The sequence below is a fragment of the Ruminococcus sp. XPD3002 genome (assembly GCA_900119535.1).
Lineage (GTDB): Bacteria > Bacillota > Clostridia > Oscillospirales > Ruminococcaceae > Ruminococcus > Ruminococcus flavefaciens_H.
In genome coordinates this window covers 49987-69673 of the sequence record FPJT01000008.1, presented here as the reverse complement: position 1 = coordinate 69673, position 19687 = coordinate 49987, and the positions used below count along the sequence as shown (strand labels likewise).

Here is a 19687-nt window from a genome sequence, read left to right as displayed (position 1 = left end):
GATGAACTTGTCCCTTACTATAAAAGGTTTTCTATAATAGGGCTGAAAAACGGGTTCATACAATGGAAAACAGTTGATTATTGAAAAATGTTCACTGAAAGTTTACATTCACAAATCAACAAACCCTCCCATAAATAGCCCCTATAAGCCCAAAAGTTGCACGTTTGCGTGCAACTTTTTTGATATTACAAAATAAAATCTCTGTTTTGATGGATGCGAACGAATGTTTCTATAAGCTTTTGTCTAAAACGCAGAAACCATCATCGGTCGTTTTCGATAGTGAGAAGATCGTCCAGCATTGCTTCAAGCTCCCACGAGCTGACACTGGTCGGCGTGCCGCCGTGCAATGTTATAACAGAGCTGCTAACTTCCGGTTCATAGCGGGTATTGATGTGGCTTATCAGCATAAAAGCCTGATTTTCCATTGTTTTTCTCTCAGTGATTGTCATGATGTTGACCTCCCGTATTCATAGCAAACAGTACTTGACTGTTCTGTTCTTGCCTCCATTCTAACTGAAAAAGCGACCAAATAAAATGTATTTGACTTGTACGAGACTTGTATTTCGCTTGTACTCCAAAATGGAGATTACGTCAACTTCGATTTCTCAAAGTTTTTTGTTGAAATTGCAAATTTCAACTTGAAAAATGTGGAGGTTTGTGTTATAATAGAGTATAAAGTTTATTATTGAGCTGCCTGCCAATGCTCATAGATTTTTGAAAGGAAGGAGGCGGAATCATGGTATACAGTTATAATAAGCTTTGGAAGTTGCTTATTGATAAGAATATGATGAAAAAAGATCTCATGGAGAAAACAAAAATAACCTCCTCCACTATGGCAAAAATGGGAAGAGGCGAAGCAGTCAGCTTAGATGTACTTGGCAGGATATGTGTAGTCATGGAATGCAATATAGGGGATCTCATAGATTTTGTTAAAGAAGGAAAATAAAGAAAAAACGGAGGGAAAATTAATGACACTATGTTTTGCGGCATTTATAACAGTACTAAAAATATGTGCCAAGCCACAAGTACATAATAAAACCCTCTGTGAAGCAGTTGTAAAAACTCTGAATGAGTATACCGGTAATATTATGGGAACAGATGCCGGACATATCAGCCGTTTGATGTCATGCGATAACAATCTCTCTCCCAAAAATGTGATTCAGCCTATGAGAGAAGCTGATCTTTCGCAGATATCCAGCGGAATGAGCAAGTATGTACTGCCTTTGCTGAAAGCGGAAATGATCCCGCAGGCGATTCTTGCATTACAGAATATGGCACTGTCTACGGCAAGTGACAGTACAAAGATCGGCTCCTTATCCAAAGCAGAACTTGCATATAAGACCGCATTTGATCCTGCTGCCTTCTTTGCAGACATTTTCCATTTCACAGCTACTGAAGTAGAGAATAAATCCGGAAAGAATGACATTGCTGAAGTAACTGAAGAATATGTAACGGGCTTTGACGGAAGCCTTATAAGACTTGAAGAAAGCAAAATCTTAAATACTGAGGAGCTTGACATCACGCTGGACTGCGATGACTTTGAGGCGGTATTCCGTAAGGTTGATCACGATGAGGCTCTTGCGCTTAAGAATAAAAGTGGTATCGGATTGTATTATTTGGATATTTCCGACTCTGCTTTCAACTATGAAAATCTTAACGAGTATCTCCTTGATAGCGTAGGAATGTATGTGTACTCACGCACACAGATTAAGAACTTTGAAGAACGAAAGAAAGCTCGGAGCATTGGTATAAAAGCACTGCGTTTAATGAAAGAAAATGGGCAGCCAGACGAAAAAGGTACTGGTAATGAGCTGGGCGAAATGTTGCTGTTCACTTTTATGGAGGGCGGTCTTCATGCACCAAAGCTTCTAAGTAAGGTTGAGATTACAACAGATGCGCATAGGTTCAAAAGCAAAAGTGATAGTGTTCACTTATTAAAGAAAAAAGTGAACGGCGAAATCTGCTACCAACTTGTGTTTGGAGCATCCAGTATCAGTGGCAGTATCATCGATGCTATAGATACCGCATTTGAAGTTCTTGCGGTAATTAAAAATGGTCGAAAAAATGAACGTCAGATGGTCGAAAGCACACTTTTTAACAACACTTATGATCCAGAAACCACTGAACGTTTAAAGCAGATTATCATTCCGAGCAAGCAGCGAACCGCAGCACCAGATATGGCATTCGGTATTTTTATTGGATACACTATAAATGTATCCGAAGATGACAATGATGATTTCCGCACACTTGCTGTTGAAAAAATGAAGGCTGATATACGTGAGGCTGTACCATATATCGAAAAGAAGGCTACAGAGCTAAACCTGACAATGCATTCGTATTACTTCTATTTCCTGCCTTTCAATGATGCGGAGAATGACAAAAAACAGATCATGGACGAGCTGTTGGGAGGTGCATGATAATGACTGAACAGAACAACAAGCTCGGCTATTCCATATTTCACGGATTAGAACAGAATGAATATCTGCGTGAAATATACGATGCGATATTGCATAACTACTTCCTGCGGATATTTCATATTGAAACTATTGCGCCGAAAGAGATGTACACAGAAGACGCATTGACTTTTGCTGATCTGCTTTCAAAATCTGTACAGGTACCTCTATATGAAATGCATCGTTCTTTGGCGCAGGAGATTGTCACACTTTTGAATCAGCTTATCCCCGGCGACAAGGAAATAGAATATGTAATGGGTTCCGTGCTTGCAAGCACAAACAATTATCTCGGCTTGCAGAACAGTACGCCTGATTATCAGGAAGCAGGAATCCTTGAACGGCTATCGGAGGAAACGATAAAAGAATATTTGCGTATTCCTTCGGAGCAAGACAAGTTTTTTCTGGATTCTCAAAAAGAAGTATTTGACCACATGGCTGGCGATAGCTTTTTCAGCTATTCGGGACCGACATCAATGGGTAAATCCTTCGTGATGCGCACATTTATAAGGGAGCAAATCAAAAATGAAAGCAATTGCAACTTCGCTGTTATCATTCCGACAAAGGCACTGATAAACGAGGTATCGAAGGAGCTGTCTGATAATCTCGGCAGTTTGCTTCGAGCGCATGATTATAGAATTGTCACATCTGCGGGTGCTGCTATCCTTCAGGATAAGAACGAACATAAATATATCTTCGTAATGACGCCGGAACGCTTAATGTATCAACTGATCGGATATCCAGATATACCGATACACTATCTGTTCATTGATGAAGCGCAGAAAATCTCTGACAAAGAAGGACGTAGTGCTTTCTACTATCAGATCGTAGAGATGCTTTATCGAGAAGAACCGCACCCACATATTATTTTTGCGTCACCGCATATACCTAATCCCGGAGTTTACCTTGAACTTGTCCCCAGTGTGATAACTGGTGAACGTACTCATTATATATCAACGTACACACCAGTCAGTCAAGAGAAATTTTTGATTGATTTACGTTCTCAAGACTTGGGCTATTATAATCCGTTGACGCAGGAACTGCACACACTTGCATCATTTGATCCGAGCATGACATTGCAATCTTTCCTGATAAAGTTGGGAGCTGGAAAAAAGAACCTTGTATATTGCAATGCCAAATGGAAGGTCGTTGAATTTGCAAGAGAATACGCAGATGCTCTCCCAGTGATAAATGATCCGGATTTGATCGCCCTTGCTGATGAAATTCGAGAGGAAATACACGACCACTACTATCTTGCCGATACTATCGAAAGAGGCGTAGCTTATCATGTTGGCTATCTTCCTACCAGCATTCGCCTACGAATAGAAGAGCTGTTCCGAAAGCGAGACGGTGGTGTACATACGATCTTCTGCACCAGTACTTTATTGGAAGGCGTTAATCTTCCTGCAGACAATCTGTTCATTACAGATTACAAAAACGGCTCCTCTCCGATGTCAGCAGTAGAATTCAGAAATCTTATCGGTCGTGTTGGTAGGCTACAATACAGTCTATTTGGAAATGCATTTCTGGTCTGTCTGCCGAATGGAAGTACTGAGCCTCATAATTATGTTACTCTTCTCAGAAAAGATATAGAGCTACAGATTCTTTCGATTAACACGATCAGCAATGAAGAAAAAGCATACATCCGCGAATGCTTGAAAGCTGGAAAGACTAAACTTGAAAAACTCAACGGTCAAACTGATGAAGGTTTCGCTCTTATGCGAAAAACAGCAAATATTTTGCTTCGTGATATCATGCTTGATCGTAAAGGAAGAATCAGTCGAGAATTTGAGTGCGTTATTACAGCCGAAGATATTATACTAATCAAGAAGCAATTTACAGGCAGAAAAACTGAGCCAGACGACGATATCAACTTATCTCTGGATCAGGTAAGTGCTCTTGTTAATGCGATCGAAGGTGGTCTGAAATATCCACGTGTAGACTATTATGGAAACATTAATTATCAAGCTACACTTGAGTTTTTAGAAAAGTTGTGTGATGTTTTTGATTGGGAAATATACGAGTCAGGAACGCTTGGATATATCAAGGATGGTGTTCATAGTAAGTTAAAGTTCTACGCTAATTTTTTGATTCAATGGCTCTCCGGAAAAGGTACAAAATATATGATTGAAGAAGCCATTAACTATAGGCGGGGGAAAACAATTTATATCAATCACGAATCCATCCCATTTGTTGATTGCGCAGAGCACTATAACAAAGTGGTTGAGGATACTTTAAATGATATAAATGACATTCTTTTGTTTAGGCTATCAAACTACTTCATGCGTGTGTCTACCGAGTTAAAAAAGTTTGGTAACAAAGAATATCTTACTAATGACTGGTATGAGTATGTCGAATATGGCACAACAGAAAAGACTTGTATACTATTACAGAAAAACGGTTTCTCATCTGAGGTTGCCACCTATATTCAAAAGCATGGGAATCAATATTTAGAGCACACCGAAGATGGTATTAAGCTGAATATGGCTGTTTTAGCTTGTTCAAGAAGGAGCGTTCAGGAGGAAGCAAAAGCTGTGTACAACAATGTTCCTGAACTATTTATAAATGATAAACAGTAAGCTACAAAGCTTACTTCACAATGGAGGTAATTAACATGGCTGATAAGACAAACGCCAACATCGGCTTTGAAAAGCAATTGTGGGATGCAGCGTGTGTTCTGTGGGGACATATTCCTGCGGCTGAATGTAGAAAAGCAATCAAATATATGTAATCTAATGCGTAGCTAAGGAGGATAACATGATTTTAGGTAGTTTGAAAAGTAAAATTGACGCGATTTGGCAAGACTTTTATAATGAAAACATGGCACAGACTTCTGAAATAGTTAATCAGCTTACAACACTTATGTTTATTAAGATGCTTGATGATAAGCAAGCTGCTGTTGAAGCTCAGGCTTCTATTATCGGAGTCGAGCCGCCTCAAAGCGAGCTGACATTTAAAGGTGGCAAATACAAGTATTATGAAATGATAAACGGAGAGAAGGTGCTACGTTTTGAAATTCCGTACGCAGATTTAAGGTGGCGCAATTTCAAACACCTTAATGCCGAAGATCTTGCAACGAGAATAAAGAATTATGTGATACCATTCATCAAGGATCCGAACAATACAGCAGTTGGAAAGTTTGCCGATTATGCTAAAAAGTATACATTCGGATTTGATGATAAGGAGCGTCTTTTGACTTCCGTTGTTGATAAGCTGTCTGACGATGAATTTGATTTTACCCAAACCGATGTCATGGGTGATGTCTATGAGTATATGTGCGGATCAGGAATCTCAGGACAGTATAGAACTCCTCGCCATATTATTGATATGGCTGTGGAAATGATGCAGCCGAGACTTGGTGAGAAAATCATTGATCCCGCAATGGGAACAGCAGGATTTTTGATTGAATCTGCCCGTTATATCCAACTTAATCAGGAAACTGAACTTCTTAACGCACAAAAGAAAAAGAAGTTTAATTCTGAAATGTTTTATGGTTGTGATAATGATACTAATATGGCTCGTATCGGATATATGAATTGTATTCTTCATAATATTAAATCGCCAATTATATCCATTGATTCATTACTGGAGCATGAAAACGCCAAAGACCTTATCGGAAAGTTTGACCTCGTGTTACAGAATCCACCATTCTCAGGAAGTCTTGTTGAATCCGCAACTAATGGTCAGATACTTACGATAACCAAGACCAAGAGAACAGAGTTATTATTTGTCACTTTGATGATTCAGCTTCTCAAAATAGGCGGAAGAGGTATGTCGATTGTTCCAAGTGGCGTTTTGGAAAACTCAAATGAAAATGCTTACACAAGTCTTAGAAAAGAACTGGTAGATCGTCAGAAACTTATAGGCGTAATATCTATGCCATCAGGTATTTTTGCAGCCCCAAGCAAAAAAGGCTCTTCATCAAAAGGTGCTGGTGTAAAGACTTACTTTATAATTTTTCAAAAAACTGATAATGGTGGAACTGATAATGTTTGGTTTTACGATATGCAAAATGATGGTTTCTCTTTAGATGTAAAGCGTACTCCAATTGAAGGTACAGATATTCCAGATATTATCAAAAGATACAAACATCTATCCGATGAAAAATCTCGTTCAAGAAAAGACAAATCATTTCTTGTTCCTGTTGACGAGATAAGAGCTAAAAACTATATTCTCGCACTGAACGAATATAAAGATATGCCATATTGCGAAAGAGAACACCGTTCTGTAGAGGAGATTTTTGCTGATATAATGGCTACTGTTGAGCAAGAAGCTGAATTAAGAGATAAAATAAAGCTATAATGGGGTGAAGCTATGAAATTACGCTTTATAACGGATATAAAAAAAAGCGGTAAATCGTGTAAACCATATGATGGTGAACGCCTCTACATTGATACTGGATCAGTGCAAAACAATAAAATCATCGACGGTGAAATGGTCACTTATGAAAAAAAGCCTTCAAGAGCCAACATTTGTGTGACAGTCGGAGATGTGCTTTTTGCGAAAATGCAAGATTCAATAAAAGTTGTTCAAGTAGATGATTTATCTCAGGATTATGTTTTTTCCACTGGCTTTTATTGTTTTAGAGACAGTAGAATTGAGCCGTCATATCTTAAATATTTATTCATGTCACCATTATTTAATAGCATTAAAGACGGTAAAAGTCATGGTTCAACAATGTCTGCGATAAATGATGACAATATGAAACGGTTAATCGTAGATATTCCCGAATTACCTGTTCAGAGAAGAGTGATTGAAGAATTAGATCATATTCTTTCAACAATCAATGCCGTCGATAAGCAGATAGACTTATATCGTGAACTATTAGCCTCACGTTTCTTCTCTTTATTTGAGGAACCAGAACAATCCAAAAAATGGAACCAACAGCCTTTAGACAAGATTTGCGACACGATTTACAGATACCCTACTTTTTATGGTATGGAATACTTGGAAGACGGCGTTAAGGTTATTAGAATTGGAAACATTTTAAGAGATGGTCATATGCAATTGGGACATGAAAATTATGTGTATGTATATGATAAAGCAAATTCTGATTTCCCAGAAACAGTTATTGAAATGAATGATATTGTAATGGCAGTGCGTGGCGATGGTTCTTGCGCCAAAAGAATAGGTATAATAACTGATGAAGAACTTGTTGGTGCAAACATAAGCCCAAATTTAATACGAATCAAAGCAAACCCTGATTGCATCAAGCCTCTGTTTTTATACTATTTCATGACGGGTGATTTGGGACAAGCACGACTTGATGCGTATGTTAAGAAAACTGCCAAAAAGAATATCGCAGCTAAAGACATCAAAAAAGTAATTGCTCCGGTGCCACCAACTGATGTTCAACAAGAATTCATAGATTTAGCAAATGATATTGAGAATGTAATTGCCGTTCTAAAAAAACGTCAAAGCTTTTACTATGAGTTACTTAACAAACAATTAGATAAATACTTTTCATTGGAGGTGCAATAATGGCAAGGTCTGAAAAAGAAACCAGAGATCAGCTTATCGATCCTAAACTAAGGAATGCAGGTTGGAATGTATTAACAACAAAGCAGTTAATAGAAAAAAACAAAGCTTGTATTGAGATTCCTGTTTCCAATATGCCGAAAACCAGTGATAATCCGACAGGCAACGGCTTTGTTGATTATGTGCTGTTTAGCGATGATGGAAAGCCAATGGCATTAATCGAGGCAAAAAAATCTGTCGCTAATGAAGAACAAGGCAGGGTTCAGGCTTGCTTATATGCCGATGCTTTGGAGCTAAAGTATGGCATCCGTCCGATAATCTATTATACAAATGGATATAACATAACTATCATTGACGGAGTATATCCTCCAAGAACAGTGTTCGGTTTTCATAAAAAGGAAGAGCTTGAATACTTACTGCAACGAAGGAACTATGATCTTGTTGATATTACTCCCAAAGCTGAGATATGTGAGAGATATTATCAGCAAGATGCGATAGCGGAGATATTCAAAAACATCAAGAAAAAGCGTTCACGTTCGTTGATAGTTCTTGCTACAGGAACAGGCAAAACCAGAGTATCATGTGCCGTTTCTGAGATAATGATAAGGAACAATTTTGTTAAAAGAATACTATTCCTTGCAGACAGAAAAAACCTTGTTACACAGGCAAAAGAAGAAACCTATGAGAAGTACCTTCCTACAGTTCCGATGGCAACGATTATTGACGGCAAGGTGACTGGCTCAACTGATGCAAGAATTGTTTTTTCAACATATCAATCAATGCTATCAATGATAAAGGATACCTCAACATGTCCATATGGTATCGGGCATTTCAATTTAATTATCGTAGACGAAGCACATAGAAGTCTATTTAACAAGTTTGCCGATATTTTCGATTATTTTGATTCGATGATGATTGGCTTAACTGCAACTCCAAGAAACGATATTCATAAATCTACTTTCACTGTTTTCAACATCGATAACGAGCTGCCTAATTACGAGTATGACTTAATAAAGGCGGTAAAAGATGGCTACCTCAGATACTTTAGAGCGTTAGATCGAACACCCGACATACTGAAGTACGGCTTGACTTACGAAGGACTTTCCGATGAAGATAAGGAAAAGTATGAGGAATTGTTTACTGAAGATGACGGAAGTCTCCCTGAGAAAATCGAGGGTAAGAATTTCTATTCCGAAATAACGAATCTTGATACAATAAGGAAAGTTCTACGAGATTTAATGGAAGAAGGATTGAAAGTCAATAATGGCGATTTACTGGGTAAAACCATAATTTTTGCCCGTGATCACAATCATGCTTTGCTGATACAAGATGCTTTCAGAAAAATGTATCCTGAATTATGCAATCCTAAAGGAAGCAATGGCGTCGATTATTGTGTAGTTATTGACAATAAAATCAAATATAATGATGTGCTTCAAAAGGAGTTTAAATATAAACAAGATATAAGAATTGTCATTTCTGTAGATATGATGGATACAGGTGTTGATATTCCGGAAGTGGTTAATCTGGTGTTCTTTAAACGTATCCTTTCAAAAATCAAGTTTTGGCAAATGATAGGTAGAGGCACTCGCACCTGTGATGAATTAGATATCGTTTCACCTTCAAAAGCATATTTTGAAAGATTGACAAACGACAAAGAACGACAGCATTACAAGTCAAAACAGGGCTTTCTTGTGTTTGATGTTTGCAATGTTTTTCCTTTCTTCAAATTGAATCCAGACGGAAAAGAAGATAGGTCGGACGCTGTTCTTTCACTCAACCAGAAAATCTTTATGGAAAAAGTTGCGTTGTTTCGTATGATGCAAGTTAATATGAACTCACTCAACTCTGAGGAGATCACTTACTACAACGAATTATATTCTGCATTGGTTGATGAGGTTGCAGCACTCAATTCTAATTTTATTAGCGTTCAAAAAAATCTCAAATATGTAGAGAAATACGCCAAATCATCAAGTTGGCAGAACTTTAAGCAGGCGAACTTTGTTGAGATCAAACAGCACATTGCTCCCTGCATTGTTGGAGAGATTGATACAAGCTCTGCTCGCTTCTTTGACTTGTTATGCTATAAATTCTCTGCTACGAAGTTTAACAAGAACAACACATTTGCAATGACAGCTAAAACAATATATACTTTAGCTACATACTTAGCAATCAATAAATCTCATATTCCAGAAGTTGCAAGTCACATGAGCGATTTAGAGTATATAAAATCTGATGATTTCCTTACAAACACTTCCGTTACTAAAATGGACTCCATTCGAGTGGGCATAAGAGATTTAATGCGATATATTGAAAAGGAGATTATTGAGCCTATCATTTCCGACTTTAATGATAAGATTTCTTCTACAGAGGATGCTGATGACGAAGATGTTGATTTTAGCGTTACTGTTGAAGACTTTAAGAGCCTTGAAGAAAAGATAGAGTTTTTTATCAAAACACATTTAGATAACAGTTTGGTTAATACTATCTTTAATCTGATTAAGCCTACATCCGAGGATTTGACAGCATTTAAAGATGAAACGACTTCTTTAGCAACCACCTCAGAAGAGTATGAAACCATATTCGCTACTGATAACGATATTATCTGGTTTGTCAGAAAAACGATAGGTATAAATATAGCTGCTAAGCAACAGTTTGTGACCACTCAGAAAAGCAAAGGCTTAAATGATATGCAGTGCAAATATGTAGATATTTTACTTGACTATATAGCACAAAACGGCGGCTTTTCAAGAGCAGATTTACTCAAAGAAGAGTTGAATTTCAATGGGATGTTTAACAATGTTGAGATCATGTCACTGATAGAAGATATTGAAGCTGTTTTATAATATCTGCATATGACTATTGCTGAGCATCGAGATGAGTAAAAAATAATCAGGAGTGATTGAATGCCAGAACAGAAGATTATCGACCGGGACACCTACCGAGCGATAAAGAAAATGAGCCGTGAAGAACTTCAAGCTTTCTTGATGCGCTATGCTGACGGATTGCTGGAGAAAGACGGCAAGTCTATTGATCTGCGGGAGGTTGAAAAAGACCTCCGGCAGATCAAAGGCATCGGCGACAAGCGCGTCGAGGAAATCATGGCAGTTTTCGAGAAGCATCTGGGCGTATAAATACAGACTTAGAAAAGGCAGAAGGAGGTCAAAACATCAATGAAAGCAGGCGAAATATTAATAAGCGGAATATTCAACGGTTCTCGTTTATTAGAGGTTCCTTTTTATCAAAGGGCTTATGTCTGGAACGAGGAGCAATGGGAACGCTTGTTGGAAGATTTAAAATACGTTACATCCACACGGAAGCAGTATTTTATGGGATCAATAATCCTGAAGAGTGGCAGAATACTTAACACTTGGGAAAGATATTCCGAATGCAAGGTTATAATTGATGGGCAGCAAAGGTTGACCACGTTATTGATTTTCATGAAGGTCTTATGTCTTAAAAATAATGAAAACAGATTATTTGAAAGAGATTTTGTCTTGGAAGACGAGTCTGTTGCATTAAGACATGGTCAAAACGACATTGATTCATTCAAAAAAGTCGTCGATGCACAGTCAGCCGATCCCATTGATAACCGTGAACCTAAATCGCAGATAATTGAAGCCTTTAACTATTTTTGCCAGAATATTGATGCTTCACAATTTGATAGAACGATTATACGTCAGAACGTTCAGTTTGTATGCATTGATTTGGCAGAAGATGAAGACGAGCAGCAGGTTTTTGACACAATTAATTCACTGGGTGTAAGACTGACAACTGCTGAATTACTAAAAAACTACTTCTTTAATCGTAATAATGTGTCTGAGTATAAAGAAAAATGGGCTGGAGTATTTGAGAAAGATGATGACGCAAAAACATTTTGGGATACTGAAATAGAATCCGGACGAATCCGTAGAAGTATGATTGATATTTTCTTCGACTCATATTTCCAAATATTCGTTCAGGACAGCACCTACAGTGTTTCTACAGAAGATAAACTAATGTACGCACGAGTTGATCACCTCTCAAAATCATATCAGCATTTCATTAATAAGTACTGTAATTCCGATAAGAATGTCATTCTGTCAAAACTTAAGGAATATGCGGATTGTTTCCGCGAAATATTCGATCCTTCTTGTTGCCAGCGTGCATTGCCTGCTACATATGGTATTGAGAGATTGAATGTGATTATTTTTGGTTTAAAGAACGCCACTATGATTCCATACGTTTTATTCCTTGCCAAACGAGTAACCAGTCAAAACGATTTTAATCAGTTATGCAGAGTGCTTGAAAGCTATGTTATGAGACGAATGGTAGTTCATGCAACAACGAAAAACTATAATAATCTATATACTTCTCTGATACTGAATCAGGTTTGCGATGCGGATACTTTGAGTAAGCGATTACTTGAAGCAGACGACAGTACATCTTATGTTCCTTCAGACGCTGATCTTGAAAACGGATTCAAATTTTCAAAGCTTTATAACTTGCAGACGAGAGGCATACTATATCTTATTGAAAGCGGTATAAGACCGGCGAATAGTGCAACAGTCTTACTCGGCTTTGATGGCTATAGCTTGGAGCACCTTATTCCTAAAAAATGGCGTAACAACTGGGAGCCTTTGCAGACTGAAGAACTCGCTAAAGAACGAGACTCAAAGCTACTTACTCTTGGAAATCTTGCAATTATTACACAGTCCCTCAATGCCTCTATTCGAGATGCAAACTGGACTACAAAGAAAACAGGTAAGAGGAATAAACTTGGATTAAAAATTTGCGCTGATGGACTCATCACATTAAGTGCAGCCCTTGAAAAAGATGTATGGGATGAATCTGAAATAGAAGCTCGCGCTCAATGGCTTTATATTCAGGCTCGTAATCTATGGAAAATATAAGCATTATTGCAGCCATATCTCCCCGTAGCGATAAGAGCATTGTTTATATCCCCCGCTACTCAAAGTCACAGTATTTCACGCCAAAACATCAAATCGAGAAAGTCGAGGCACGTTGAGTGCGTGGTATTGATGTCAAGAAAAAAATAGAGAGCATAAGAAAAGTGCCGAAAATTCGGCACTTTTTCTATTATGCAGAAATGATGAAATTATCGCGGAGTGGATTTTTCCTGTCCTTGGAAATAAGTCCAGTGTCTCTCGGAGATACAGTGCGCTTTGACTTACTAAAAGCACCCGACCTTATGTAGTTGGAGGGAAAAAATCTGAGCAGTGACGCAATTTGGAAACACTTATGCTTGTAAATGCTAAAAATACGAATCGAGTTTCTCATCGCATAATTGAATGAGCGATAATTTCTCATCCGAAGTCAGGTTCTTCCATATTGTAGATTCTATTTCAAGCATTCCAAGTGTTTTTGTATGGGAAAGAATTTGTGATATCGGAGAATCAGCATTTGAACAGACTTTCTATCACATGTTTCTTTTGCAAATATACTATCACTTATTTCTGAAAGTATCCCTGCATTTTTCCGAGCAGAGTAGTAGTCGCTGAAGGAATCTACGATTCGATCAATCGATACTCGACCATTAGAATCACACTCTGACAGTATTGCCTTAATTAGAACTAGTTTGTATGAGTGATATGATCAATTTTTGGAAGAGAAGTCTTGAACCCACGCTTCTTAATGCTTTTCTGTGGATTTTCAGGGTCAGCGATATCCACATAATAATCTTCATACTCAGTCAAAGGGAGTCTCAGCCGTCCCTTGTAGGCATTATAAATGGAAATCAAAAGCGTTTTCTGAGGCAGTTTTTCTAAAGCAGCAGTAATCATACTCTAAATTGATAAGGCTCATAGCTTTCATTCATCAAGCTGCAGTTCTGCTATCTCGGCAGTGAGCTGCATACCTCTCTGATGCAGGAGCATCTCCTTGTTGTACTTGAAATATTTCTCGCTGCCATATTTTGAGATAAATGATGACGCATAGGGATTGATTGTCAACTCGGTTATAAATATCATCATTTCCTGACCGATGCCAAAGCAATCCTCAACGAATCCGAAAGCATTTTCCAGCATTTTGCCAGCTGCAGGCGATACTTCCAGAAGCCCTTCCTTGCGAACCTGAAAATCTGACCGTATAATGTCATCGCTTGAACCTCTGTCGATCGTCAGCTTTTTTTCAAGCACCTCTATGATCTTCACAGTTCTGTGAAAGGTGGCTTTTTCGTCAGCAGATACACCCGCTGCAAGCTTCGCAGCCGAAAAATCACTCCTGTATTTATCCAGACCCTTTCTGACAATTTCTGCGGTGATACCGTTGTAGTCAGTCTTATTCCGCCGCAGTTCCTTAATGAACATCATATATTTCCTGAGAGCCATTTCTGCAATACAGATGCTCTTGAATTCGTGTCCGAGGCCGTCAAGCAGCAGACCGATAATGCTGAGCCTTTCATCAAAGGCGGCAGCGGAGGCTCTTTCCCGGAGCTGCTTGGTGACCTTTCCCGAAAGGATGTCCTTGATCTGGTAGTCAGACTTGTATTTGTTGAACAAGTCGTAGTATATCGCAAAATCCCTTGCTATGCCCTTGTGGCGGAGATACTGCGAGATCAGCATTTCATTTACAGTGATATTGTTCTTCTCCATCAGCCATATCATATTTGACAGGTCGTTCCAGCCGCGGGCAGTTACATAGCTTTTGCCATCGACCGTAGTCTCGATGAGGTAAAAATTATCCTTCTTTATGTTAAGATAGGTCGTTATGGACGGGTGGATATTTTTCTTTGCGGCATAGTGCGTCCATACGCTGAATTCCGGCTCGACTTCAATGACCTTCAGTCTGTCCCATGTAACTATGTCAAACTCCCTGACAGAATTATTGTACTCCGGCGGATTTCCCGCAGTGACAACTATCCAGCCGTTCGGCACCTTGTGGCTGCCAAAGACCTTATACTGCAAAAACTGTAGCATTGACGGGGCAAGTGTCTCACTGACGCAGTTTATCTCGTCGATAAAGAGTATGCCCCCCTTTACGCCTGTATTCTCCATAACCTCATAAACACTGGCGATGATCTCTGACATTGTGTACTCCGAAATGCGGTACTCTTTGCCTCCGAATGTTTTTTTCTCGATGAAGGGAAGTCCCAGAGCGGACTGCCTTGTGTGGTGGGTCATTGAATATGAGACCAGACCGACTCCAAATTCCTGTGCAATCTGCTGCATAATGGCTGTCTTGCCGATTCCGGGAGGTCCTATAAGGAACACCGGGCGCTGCTCCTCCTCCGGTATCAGATATTCGCCGAATTCGTCCTTTGCGAAGTATGCCGTCATAGTGTTTTTTATTTGTTCCTTTGCCTGTGCAATATTCATCAGATCTCATCCTCCATTAAAACAAGTTTTATCGCCCAGGGCGGAACCTGCGGCACATAGGTCTCATCCTCCTCAACGAAAACGAATGCAGTCTCGTAAGGTGGCTTCCTTTCAGGAAAGTCTCCGTAACCGTCTGTGAAATAAATCAGCCCTTTCAGATTGGTGAATTTCTTCTGTTCAAGCAGCTTATCCACAAGTAAGAACACAGGTCTAAAATCCGTTCCGCCAAAGCCGTGAAGCGCCATACGAGCAATATAATTATCGAATTCCTCCTGCGACGTGATCATAACGTGTTCCTGTATTTCGGTATCACACTGAATAATGTGGACGTTTATCTTTCTGAAAAAGCTCTCTGTCTGCTTCATAATATTATATGTCTTGTTGAGAAAGGTCTGAACAAGGTCTCCGGACACAGAGCCGGACGTATCAATGGCAATGACGAACTCCCTTATCCGCTTGACGTCTTTGTACTCCAGCGGCTCAATCAGCGGCATATTATTGTAAAGCTTTAGTCCATAGGTGTAGTATATATAATCGAATTCATCATCGTTCACCTGCATTGCCTCTCCCATAACGGCAAACTTCTTCAGGAATGAGGTATAGTCATATTTTTCCCTGTTGAGTGCCTTCAAGCTCTGGAGCATACTGTCTGCCTTATCGCCCTGAGTCTTTGACACAGTCTCCATATCTACCTGTATTCGTCTGGAAATAACTGCCCAATCCGCCTCGGAGCAGAGTGCTGGTGCCTCAGTAGTGCTGCTGCCTTGCTTATCTCCGAGCATCTGTTCATCATCGCTGCTGTTTTCGTTATTGTTCCCACCTATGCCGAGCTGCTCCTTCTCATTCGGAGGCATATACCAAAGCCGATGATCATCAAGGGAAAAATTATCCTCCAGTTCGCTGAGCTGCTGTTCATCGGGAGGGTCATCCCTGAAAAGCTTGTAGACCTTCTCAGCGGTAATGATATTCAATTCACTCTCAAAGTGCCATAGTTCACGCATCAGAAGATTGCTGCGTCCCGCTTCGAGCTGTGGAAGAGACATTCCGTAGATCATGCTCTCAACTGCAACATCACAGGCAATATCCCAAAGCCGGCGATCAATATCAAGTCTGACAAAATTGTGCCGAAACACGCAATGCAGAAGAGTATGAAAATACCGCCGCACAGTCAGCGCATTATTATCGACATAGCTTTTCAGCAGGAAATTCGGGTAATAAACCAGATGCCTTCCGTCAGAGCCAAATTTCATAAAATCTACCGGCAAAGGTTTCAGTCTGCTCAGAGCAGAGTCCATAAAACGCAGATTCAGAATTATCGTATTTCTGCAATTATTCAACACCTGACCGCTTAGATGAATGATTATCTCATCTCTGTCCAAAAACACCACCGCCTTTCGTTCCCTAAAACAAATCTGACAAAGCACAAAAAAAGCGGCTCCCGTATCAGCTTCCGGGAAGCCGCCTTCAATATTTCTATGATATTCAGGATGCTGCTTTATCAGAGACTAAGATCGCCAAGAGGGTCACTTCCTCCGAATTTGTTGTTATTATACTCAAGGAGCTGCGCAAGAACATTGGCAGCCTTTGCATTCTGAGCTGCATTGATAAGCACCTGGAACTGTTTCTGATTGAATTTGTCGAGTATTTCAGTTATATCCGATTCATCATTGTTTATCATAGCTTCTGCGATTTTGTTCAGGATCTTTTCCTGCATCTCAGGATAATCTGACAGGCACTCGAAGTATTCAATATTTCTGGCAAAAAAAGCAACTGCATAGCCGATAAAATGATCAATGTCATCATCGTTATAATAGCATTCAATGACCGGAAACATAAGGTCAGAAAAGTTCCTGAACCTGTCAGTGCCATATATCTCCGCAGTGATCTCCGAGAGCTGTTTTCTCAGATCAAGCAGTGGCTCAACTTTAGTGGTATTTTCATAGCCGTCGGAATAGCAGACCTCACCTAATGCCTCGTAACAGTAGTTGGTATACGACTTAATATCCCCTTTTATTATGATATCCACTATGCCATTGATGAGATTGAGCGTTGCCTCCTTTTTTCGGGGGAACAATCTGCTGGTAATAAAATCAAATGGAGCGTAATCAAGCATGTCCTTTGCTTCTAAGATATCAATAGTGTAGGTTTTGCCCTTATGGATAAAGTTCAGGATATTGACAGAGGTAGTCTTGATGTCAATATGCTGCCCCTTGGAATAATTGATTGTCAGCTCCTTTATCGCTGTTTTGACAGTTATTCTTTTTGTTCCTTCTGGTATGATAATAGTACTGCTGCCGGGCGCTATATATTCCACAGCCCCCGATTTTCCACTCAAAACTATGCCGTTTTCAAAGCGATATTTAGAGTCTTTTGCGGCGAATGTGATCGTTTCGAGTTTTTTACAGCCGTCAAAGCATTCATCAAAATTGATGACCTGATTTCCAGGCATAGTAACGCTTGTCAGCTTTTTGCAGTTCTTTAATAGCTTGTTGCCGATACTTTTTACAGTTGCAGGAATCACTATCTCAGTAAGGGCTGAACATTCAGCAAATGCGCTGTCCTCGATTTCCGCAGTTCCCTCACTGATATTCACTTCCTTCAGCTTGGTGCATCCCATAAAAGCACTCGCTCCAATTGTCGTCACAGAAGATGGGATAGTCACAGCTTTAAGTGAAGTACATCCTCTGAATGCTTCCTTGCCGATGCTTTCCGTGCCCTCGGAAATGACCACCTCGGCAAGACCTGTGCAGTCCTTGAACACCTGTCCTGTCAGCTTTTTAAGGCTACCGGAAAGCAAAAGCTTTTTCACCTTCACCGACAGGAATGCTCCCTTGTCGATGTTCGTTACATTATCGGGCAGTATGATCTCCTTAAAATCGTTGCCTGACAGACCTTTGAGACGTCCGCTTTGTATAATGAAAACGTCCGTAGGTGTATCGGCAGCCTTTTTCGAGGTCTTGGCAGCCTTTTTCGGTGCTGTCTCCTTTGCTCCGTCAAGAGAGTTCCTCATATCTGCGATGATATCCTTGATCTTTTTGATGTTCTTTTTATTTTTGGCATAGTCCTCGATCTTGACAAGCTTTCTCTCATCTATAAGACCTGTCGAAACCAGGACTTTAAATGCATCAGCATTTTTTTCGTCAATTAGAGTCTCGGCAAGCTTGGAAATGGCTGTCTTGAATTTCTTCTCTATGGTCTCATTTCTTGTATAGATATACTGATACATCAGCAGCTTGTTTTTCAATCCTGTGCTGGACACTTTTTCCGCAGCGTCGCCCTTTTGCACAGCATCTATCACCTTTGCAAAATCGCTTTCCCTTAATGGCGCACCAAAATCCACAGGCATCGTGCTGCCGTCCGGAAGAATAATATTAAGCTTGCTGACAGAGCATTCTGCGAAAGCATCGGTTTCTATTTTAGTAACACTGCACGGCATCGTAACAGATTTCAGATTATCGCAGTCTCCGAAAGCTCTATTTCCTATTGCAGTAACGCTGCTCGGTATCGTAACAGATTTCAGATTATCGCAGTCTTCGAAAGCGCTATTTCCTATTGCTGTTATGCTGTCCGGGATAGTTACAGAAGCAGCTTTGCCCTGATACCTGATAAGATTTGCGCCTAAAATAACAAAATCATCAGTATTGTCTTTATACCATTTTGTGTTTTCTATATCGTGGTAATTAATTGCTGTACAAGTTTTTGAGACATTTATTGTTTCTAAACTTTCGCAATCCTCGAAAGTAAGTCCAGCTACTATTGTCACGCTGTCAGGAATCGTGATTGACCTCAGCCGTTCGCATTTTTCGAAAGCCCGAGTACCTATTGATACTACACCGTCCGGGATCGTGGCAGAATCAGCATTATCCTTACACCGGAGCAGCCTTTTGCCTAAAATAACAAAATCATCTTTTTTATGGTATTCAGCCCATTTTGTTTTTTCTATATGGTAGTAATTAATGGCTGTAGAATTATCTGAGACATTTATTGTTTCGATGTTTGGACAATTCTCGAAAGCATCGCCAGGTATCCATTTCACACCGTCGGGTACTGTGACAGAAGAAAGGCTTGTACAGTTGCTAAAAGCAAAACTGCCAATTTCAGTCACACTGTCAGGTATTATGAGCGAAGTAAGGCTTGTACAGCCTTTGAAAGTACAATACCCTATTTTGGTAATGTTGTTTGACAGCTTCACAGAAGTCAGGCTTGTACAGCTATAGAAAGCTAAATCGTCTATCCATTTCACACTGTCGGGCATTATGATCGATGTAATGCTTGTACAGCACTTGAAAGCCCTTTCGGATATTCTTATCACACCATCCGGTATCGTGATATCTGTAATTCCCGATTCGCTATCATATTTTATAAGTTCACCATTACTGATTCTGAATCCCATAATAAATCCTCCTGCTGGTATTTCTGTCTTATATTTTATCACTGTCCACCGGC

Annotated in this window: 12 protein-coding genes; 8 read left to right on the top strand and 4 right to left on the bottom strand. The window is 39.7% G+C overall.

Annotation, left to right across the window (positions count from 1 at the left end):
* Positions 1-260: 260 nt before the first annotated feature.
* Entirely contained in the window at positions 261-449 is a 189-nt protein-coding gene (locus BT127_RS08685) for a hypothetical protein (RefSeq protein ID WP_075424631.1), read from the bottom strand.
* A 287-nt stretch (positions 450-736) separates the two neighbouring features.
* On the opposite strand from BT127_RS08685, the gene BT127_RS08680 reads away from it, so the two are divergent.
* The 8 genes from BT127_RS08680 (at position 737) to BT127_RS08640 (ending at position 12817) form a co-directional block, all read left to right on the top strand.
* Positions 737-946, top strand: coding sequence for a helix-turn-helix domain-containing protein (locus BT127_RS08680; protein WP_075424630.1), 210 nt, complete (start codon positions 737-739; stop codon positions 944-946).
* Positions 927-2417: a HamA C-terminal domain-containing protein gene (locus BT127_RS08675; RefSeq protein WP_139275478.1), complete on the top strand. Its 1491-nt coding sequence runs from the start codon at positions 927-929 to the stop codon at positions 2415-2417. Before BT127_RS08680 ends, BT127_RS08675 begins: the two co-directional genes overlap by 20 nt.
* A 2-nt stretch (positions 2418-2419) precedes the next feature.
* Positions 2420-5029 carry a DEAD/DEAH box helicase gene (locus BT127_RS08670; RefSeq protein WP_075424628.1) on the top strand — a complete coding sequence of 870 codons (2610 nt, stop codon included), beginning with the start codon at positions 2420-2422 and terminating at the stop codon, positions 5027-5029.
* A gap of 178 nt (positions 5030-5207) precedes the next feature.
* Positions 5208-6752: a class I SAM-dependent DNA methyltransferase gene (locus BT127_RS08660; RefSeq protein ID WP_075424627.1), complete on the top strand. Its 1545-nt coding sequence runs from the start codon at positions 5208-5210 to the stop codon at positions 6750-6752.
* A gap of 12 nt (positions 6753-6764) precedes the next feature.
* Positions 6765-7931: a restriction endonuclease subunit S gene (locus BT127_RS08655; RefSeq protein WP_075424626.1), complete on the top strand. Its 1167-nt coding sequence runs from the start codon at positions 6765-6767 to the stop codon at positions 7929-7931.
* The gene (locus BT127_RS08650) at positions 7931-10771 is read left to right on the top strand and encodes a type I restriction endonuclease subunit R (protein ID WP_075424625.1); all 2841 of its coding nucleotides are present in this window, start codon (positions 7931-7933) and stop codon (positions 10769-10771) included. Before BT127_RS08655 ends, BT127_RS08650 begins: the two co-directional genes overlap by 1 nt.
* A gap of 60 nt (positions 10772-10831) precedes the next feature.
* Positions 10832-11059, top strand: coding sequence for a hypothetical protein (locus BT127_RS08645; protein WP_075424624.1), 228 nt, complete (start codon positions 10832-10834; stop codon positions 11057-11059).
* A gap of 39 nt (positions 11060-11098) precedes the next feature.
* Entirely contained in the window at positions 11099-12817 is a 1719-nt protein-coding gene (locus BT127_RS08640) for a DUF262 domain-containing protein (RefSeq protein WP_075424623.1), read from the top strand.
* A gap of 918 nt (positions 12818-13735) precedes the next feature.
* Here the strand turns inward: BT127_RS08640 and BT127_RS08635 are convergent.
* The 3 genes from BT127_RS08635 to BT127_RS08625 form a co-directional block, all read right to left on the bottom strand.
* Complete coding sequence (locus BT127_RS08635; protein ID WP_075424622.1) at positions 13736-15241, bottom strand: ATP-binding protein; 1506 nt, start codon at positions 15239-15241, stop codon at positions 13736-13738.
* Entirely contained in the window at positions 15241-16491 is a 1251-nt protein-coding gene (locus tag BT127_RS08630; protein WP_318257206.1) for a vWA domain-containing protein, read from the bottom strand. The genes BT127_RS08635 and BT127_RS08630 overlap by 1 nt, the downstream gene beginning before the upstream one ends.
* 248 nt (positions 16492-16739) lie before the next feature.
* Positions 16740-19634 carry a leucine-rich repeat domain-containing protein gene (locus tag BT127_RS08625; protein WP_075424620.1) on the bottom strand — a complete coding sequence of 965 codons (2895 nt, stop codon included), beginning with the start codon at positions 19632-19634 and terminating at the stop codon, positions 16740-16742.
* Positions 19635-19687 lie beyond the last annotated feature (53 nt).

Coding starts and splice junctions, on each gene's coding strand:
- BT127_RS08685 (WP_075424631.1), bottom strand. CDS start 449: ATGACAATCACTGAGAGAAAAACAATGGAAAATCAGGCTTTTATGCTG.
- BT127_RS08680 (WP_075424630.1), top strand. CDS start 737: ATGGTATACAGTTATAATAAGCTTTGGAAGTTGCTTATTGATAAGAAT.
- BT127_RS08670 (WP_075424628.1), top strand. CDS start 2,420: ATGACTGAACAGAACAACAAGCTCGGCTATTCCATATTTCACGGATTA.
- BT127_RS08660 (WP_075424627.1), top strand. CDS start 5,208: ATGATTTTAGGTAGTTTGAAAAGTAAAATTGACGCGATTTGGCAAGAC.
- BT127_RS08655 (WP_075424626.1), top strand. CDS start 6,765: ATGAAATTACGCTTTATAACGGATATAAAAAAAAGCGGTAAATCGTGT.
- BT127_RS08650 (WP_075424625.1), top strand. CDS start 7,931: ATGGCAAGGTCTGAAAAAGAAACCAGAGATCAGCTTATCGATCCTAAA.
- BT127_RS08645 (WP_075424624.1), top strand. CDS start 10,832: ATGCCAGAACAGAAGATTATCGACCGGGACACCTACCGAGCGATAAAG.
- BT127_RS08640 (WP_075424623.1), top strand. CDS start 11,099: ATGAAAGCAGGCGAAATATTAATAAGCGGAATATTCAACGGTTCTCGT.
- BT127_RS08635 (WP_075424622.1), bottom strand. CDS start 15,241: ATGAATATTGCACAGGCAAAGGAACAAATAAAAAACACTATGACGGCA.
- BT127_RS08630 (WP_318257206.1), bottom strand. CDS start 16,491: ATGAAATTTGGCTCTGACGGAAGGCATCTGGTTTATTACCCGAATTTC.
- BT127_RS08625 (WP_075424620.1), bottom strand. CDS start 19,634: ATGGGATTCAGAATCAGTAATGGTGAACTTATAAAATATGATAGCGAA.